This is a genomic window from Streptomyces sp. SBT349 (assembly GCF_001083795.1).
Taxonomy (GTDB): Bacteria; Actinomycetota; Actinomycetes; order Streptomycetales; family Streptomycetaceae; genus Streptomyces.
Window position 1 is genome coordinate 1 of sequence record NZ_LAVK01000464.1, and the last position, 4796, is coordinate 4796.

General features: G+C 72.2%; 6 protein-coding genes. 2 read left to right on the forward strand and 4 right to left on the reverse strand.

The window, feature by feature from the left end:
- Positions 1-12: 12 nt before the first annotated feature.
- From ADY01_RS32840 to ADY01_RS32850, 3 genes are all read right to left on the reverse strand, one after another.
- The gene (locus ADY01_RS32840; protein WP_420715761.1) at positions 13-816 is read right to left on the reverse strand and encodes an SAM-dependent methyltransferase; all 804 of its coding nucleotides are present in this window, start codon (positions 814-816) and stop codon (positions 13-15) included.
- A 165-nt stretch (positions 817-981) separates the two neighbouring features.
- Positions 982-1500, reverse strand: a complete 519-nt coding sequence (locus ADY01_RS32845) for a glycoside hydrolase family 95-like protein (RefSeq protein WP_049580398.1) — start codon at positions 1498-1500, stop codon at positions 982-984.
- Positions 1501-1544: 44 nt separating this feature from the next.
- Positions 1545-2882 carry a hypothetical protein gene (locus tag ADY01_RS32850; protein WP_049580399.1) on the reverse strand — a complete coding sequence of 446 codons (1338 nt, stop codon included), beginning with the start codon at positions 2880-2882 and terminating at the stop codon, positions 1545-1547.
- Between the two features lie 361 nt (positions 2883-3243).
- Between ADY01_RS32850 and ADY01_RS32855 the strand changes: the two genes are divergently transcribed.
- Positions 3244-3504, forward strand: coding sequence for a hypothetical protein (locus ADY01_RS32855; protein ID WP_049580400.1), 261 nt, complete (start codon positions 3244-3246; stop codon positions 3502-3504).
- A gap of 109 nt (positions 3505-3613) precedes the next feature.
- Complete coding sequence (locus ADY01_RS32860) at positions 3614-4297, forward strand: class I SAM-dependent methyltransferase (RefSeq protein WP_049580402.1); 684 nt, start codon at positions 3614-3616, stop codon at positions 4295-4297.
- 21 nt (positions 4298-4318) lie between these two features.
- On the opposite strand, the gene ADY01_RS32865 is transcribed toward ADY01_RS32860, so the two are convergent.
- Positions 4319-4796, reverse strand: a 478-nt coding sequence (locus tag ADY01_RS32865) for an aminotransferase class IV (protein WP_049580401.1), incomplete at its 5' end; no start/stop codon positions are given.

The following is a 4796-nucleotide window of genomic DNA, read 5'->3' on the forward strand; positions in this document are numbered from 1 at the left end:
GCGCCCCCCGTATTACGGGACGCGCCCCACGCCCCCGTACCAGGAGACGTGGGCGGGGTCGGGGCGTTCGTTCCTCGGCACGGTGGGCCGCCACTCCGAGACCGTCTCGACGCCGGGCTCGACCAGGTCCAGCCCGCCGAAGAGCGCGCCGAAGCGCTCGCTGTCCCGCAGCGTCAGCGGCACGCCCTGCTCGCGGTAGGCCGCCTGCACCCCGAGCGCCGGATCGTGCGCCAGGTCGGCGGTGGCGTGCGAGAGCACGACATGGCTCCCGGGCGCCGCGGCCTCCGCGAACGTCCGCACGATGCCCGCCGGGTCGTCCCGGTCCTCGACGAAGTGCAGTACTCCGACCGCGAGTACGCCGATGGGCTGCGTCAGGTCCAGGCACGCGCGCAGGGTGGGGTCGCCGAGCAACCGGCCCGGCTCGCGTATGTCGCAGCGGACGACGGCCGTCCGCTCGTCCTGTGCCAGCATGGCGCCGCCGAAGGCCAGCACGATCGGGTCGTTGTCCACGTAGACCACGCGCGCCCGTGCCTCGATGCCCTGGGCGATCTGGTGCACGTTCTGCGAGGTGGGCATCCCGGAGCCGAGGTCGATGAACTGGCGGATGCCCGCCTCCCGGACGAGGTAGCGGACCGCCCGCCCGAGGAACGCCCGGTTCTCCTGCGCGGCGGTTCTCAGCATGGGGAACGCCGCGAGCGCTCTCTCCACGGCCGCGCCGTCGGCGGCGTAATGGTCCCGCCCGCCCAGCAGGTAGTCGTACATCCGAGCGGCATGCGGCTGATCGGTCCGCAGGTTGACCCGCGTGTCGCCGTCCAAGGCGTTCACCCCCGCGTTAGTTCAACAGCGAAGAATAATGCCCTGGAACGCGTCGTGGCGAAAGGGCCACTGTGGGAAGTCTCATGTCTCATGGCGTGCGGTCCGAGGGGCGCGTGGACACGGGTGAACAGGGCGCCGGGCAGGGGACGATGGACCGGGACGGGGTCAGGCCGGGAGGCCCCAGCGGGGGGCGGGGGCCGTGGCGGTGACCGGGCGGATGGTGAGGTCGGGGTCCTCGCCCGCCGCCGTGATCAGGGCCGACTCCCCCTTCCCCAGACGGATGTCGACCGTGCCCTCGGCGACCGTCTCGTGGGGCAGAGGGCGCCCGCGCCCGTCGCGCACGTCCACCGCGCCCTCGATGCCGTGCCGCACCACGCAGGGCGCCCCCGCCTCGCTGGTCAGCCGCACCCACCGGGTCGTTCCGCCCTCGCGCACCGCGCTCAGCAGGAACGCGCCCTCGGTGCGGAAGTCGTGCACCACCAGGTCGGCCCAGTCGGCGGGCAGCGCCGGGAAGATCCTGATGGTGTCGCCCCAGCTCTGGCAGACCATGTCCTGGACCGACCTGACGGCGGACTCCATCAGCTCCGACAGGTGGTGCCGCGCGTCCTCCCCCTTGCCGAGCAGCGCGGACATCGAGGCGGCACCCGTGAACGTGTAGCCCTGGAGGGCGCCTTCGAAGCTCACCCACCGGTCGAGCGAGGTCTCGATCGGCGGCAGCCGTTCGCCCTCTACGCCTTGAGCGCGACGACCTCGTGCGACCGGTCCAGGAGCCGCTTCACGGGCCTGGCGTTGCGGTGGGGCCGAAGGCGTCGGCGCATGGTGTCGAGGTGGTGGTCACCTCGTGCGGTGGAGACGGTCTGGTAGTCGCTGAGGAACGTCTCCCAGGTGTGGCAGGCGGCTTCCAGGTGGCCCAGTTCGAGCTGCCTTCCGGCGAGAACGGCGTGGGCGTGGACCCGTCCCTGTCGCTCCCGCGCGGGCTGCGCCCGGATCGACACCTTCATCGCCTCGATCGAGCCGGGCAGGTCGCCCGTGCGGTACAGCACGCTCGCCACGTGGAATTCATAGGCGCACCGGTCGTAACCACCGATGGATTCCCGACGCGAATCCGCCTGTGACAGAGCGGTCTCCGCCTCGTTCAGCCGCGAGAAGGCGCGGCGGCGGTCGCCCGCAATCGAGGCGGCATAAGCCTGCTGCCCGGCGAGGAAAGCGCGAAGGCGGGGGCCCGCCTGCGGTGATGCCTCGGCGGCGGAATCCGCCAGCTGCAATGCTTTCGATCCGTGGCCCAGATGAGCGGCCTGAAGGCTCATTCCGCGCAGCGTGCGACAGTAGGTGAGGTGGTCCCCGGAGGCAGCCGCCAATTCGAGCGCCTTGAGGTAGTACCGCTGGCCGAGTCCGTGATCCCGCTCATACATGGCCATCCAGCCGGTCAGGTACACCAGGTCCGAGGCCGCCGACAGCATGTCGTTGCGCACGCTCTCCGACGCGGATGCCTTGAGATAGGGGCCCACGCTGTTGACCAGGAACGCCGCGGCCATCGGCCGCGCGTGACCGCCGCCCAACTCGTCCAGGATGTCGGCGACTCGGTCGGTCATCGTCCGCACGGCGGCGACCTCCCCCTCGCCGATACGAGCAACGCGACCGGCGGCAGCCGCCTCCACGCGGCCGACGAGATCACCGAACAACGGCACGGCCAGTGTCGCCGAGTACAGGCCCGTCCGCACGACATTCCTCCGTGACGGATCCATGTCCCGCCTCCCGATGTCGATGATTTGTTCGGCCAGGCCAACGCGCTCGTCGTCCTCCCCGGAATCGACGTGAAAACCGGCCTCCCGTCGAGTCACCGGCCGATTCAACCGGCGGGACAGCGCCTCGCAGATGATCGGGCGCACGGACGCCCTCGGCATCGTTCCCGCGACCCAGTGGGACACGGCCGATTGGTCGTACCGCAGGACGAGTCCCGCTTCGGAACCCATGCGGTTGACGGCGTTCGCGAGCTGCGTGCGGGACCATTGCGCCTGCTCAAGCAGTGCGTCAAGGCCCGTATTGCGGGTGCGTTGAGACGGCATGGGAGAACTCCCGACGCATTCATGGACTTCATGGTCGCTCTGCCCCTCAACGGTACCGCTCCTGTGGCTGTCCGCAGTTGGCTCTTCACAGACGGATCACCGAACCATTCGGTGATCGACGTAGCCACGAGGAAAGGGGAAGGCGATGGATCGGCCCTTGCCACGTTTCCGGCTGGGGAGGCCCCATGGTTGAGCAGAGGCGGTAGCCGGCGGGGACGCCGGAGTTCTTGACGCGGCCGGTGGTGGGGCCCAAGCCGTGCGGGGAGTGCGACGGGCCGGTCTGGGCCGGGTGGGAACACCACTGCCCCGGGACGGCCGAGGCGGAGCCGACGCGGCCCGAGGACCCCGAACGGGGGACGCCGTGAACCGCCGCGACGACGGCCGGCCGGACGGCCGCGTCCTCGTGTCCGTCGAGGTGGACGCGCGGAGCGTGCGGCGGGGAGACCAAGTGGTGATCGGCGGGCAGCCGTTCACCGTGCGGGATCTGCGGTCCGTCGCCCTCGGTGGCACCCGGCTGGAGTTCGCCACGGGCGAGTCGTTCGTCATGCGTCGCACCACGGTCCTGTGGGCCGCCCGCCGCCACGACCCGCGGCTGCCGCGCCGCCGGTGGGCGAACGGGTGAACGCGGGACCGGCCGGTCAGCCGTCGGCGAAACCGGAGTCGGTGGCCGCGACATCCGGGCAGGCAGCAGGGTGGCAGGAGAGCGGTGACCGACCCGGGAGGTGGAGCCGATGGCGGCGGACGCGGTGTACGACGAGATCGCGGACTGGTACGAGGAGGAGTTCCTGGCCGGCCTCAGGTCGGGAGCGGCGGAGGGCGATCCGCTGGAGCTCCGGAGGCTGCTGCGCGAACTGCTCGGCGAAGGCCGGGGCACCTGCCTGGAGATCGGCTGCGGCACCGGCGTCCACGCCCCGGGGCTACGGGAGTTGGGATGGACGCCCGTGGGCGTCGACCTCTCGGCCGCGATGCTGCGGCACGCCACCGGGCGGCTCCCCGCGGCGCGGGCGGACGCCGAACGGCTGCCCGTGCGCGACGGATCCGTGGACGCCGTGCTGGCGATGATGGTGCACACCGACATGCCCGGCTACCCGGCGGTGGTGCGCGAGGCGACCCGCGTGCTGCGCCCCGGCGGGGTGTTCGTCCACGTCGGCGTCCACCCCTGCTTCTGCGGCGGGTTCGCCGACCGGGCGGACCCCGACGCGCTCGTCATCCGCCCCGGCTATCTCGACGGCCACTGGACCAAGGACTCCTGGAACGACAACGGCGTGCGCGACAAGGTCGGCGCGCACCACTGGCCGTTGCCCGCGCTGCTCGGCATGTTCCTGGACGCGGGCCTCGTGTTCGAACGGTTTGGCGAGGGTGGGAGGCCCGTGCCGATCGCCCTGGCGGCCAGGGCGCGCAAGGGCGCCGCCTGACACCATCCGGGCCTCCCCGGCTCACTCCAGCGGTTCGGCCGGGACGGCCTCGTATGCCGCGCGCAGGGTGGCGAGGACCGGGTGGTCGTCGGCGAGCCGCCTCTCGTCCACGGCCGCGACGGCGCGCACGCCGGTGCCCGCGCTGGTCGCGAACGCCGCCTGGATGCCCGGGAGTTCGCGGGTCACTGGCGCGCTCACCCCGCCCAGCGACCGCCGGAGCAACGTCATGGTGACCCCGGGCAGCACGTCGGCCTCGGGCCAGACGAGGTCGCGGCCGTCGTGGAAGCCGATGTTCCACGTCGGGCCCTCGGAGACGACCCCCGACCCGTCCGTGAAGACCGCGTCGTCGAAGCCCTCGCGGCGGGCGGCGCGGCGCTCGTGGAGCTGCCCGAAGAGGCCGGTGTGCTTGACGGCGGGCACCTCGCGCCGGAAGACCCGCGACCGCAGCCGCAGGGGCGGGCGGCGTGGGGCCCGGCCGCGCCGCCCCTGCGGCTGCGGT

Excerpts from the sequence above, each read along its gene's own strand:
- ADY01_RS32850 (WP_049580399.1), bottom strand. The coding sequence starts at position 2,882 with ATGCCGTCTCAACGCACCCGCAATACGGGCCTTGACGCACTGCTTGAG.
- ADY01_RS32860 (WP_049580402.1), top strand. The coding sequence starts at position 3,614 with ATGGCGGCGGACGCGGTGTACGACGAGATCGCGGACTGGTACGAGGAG.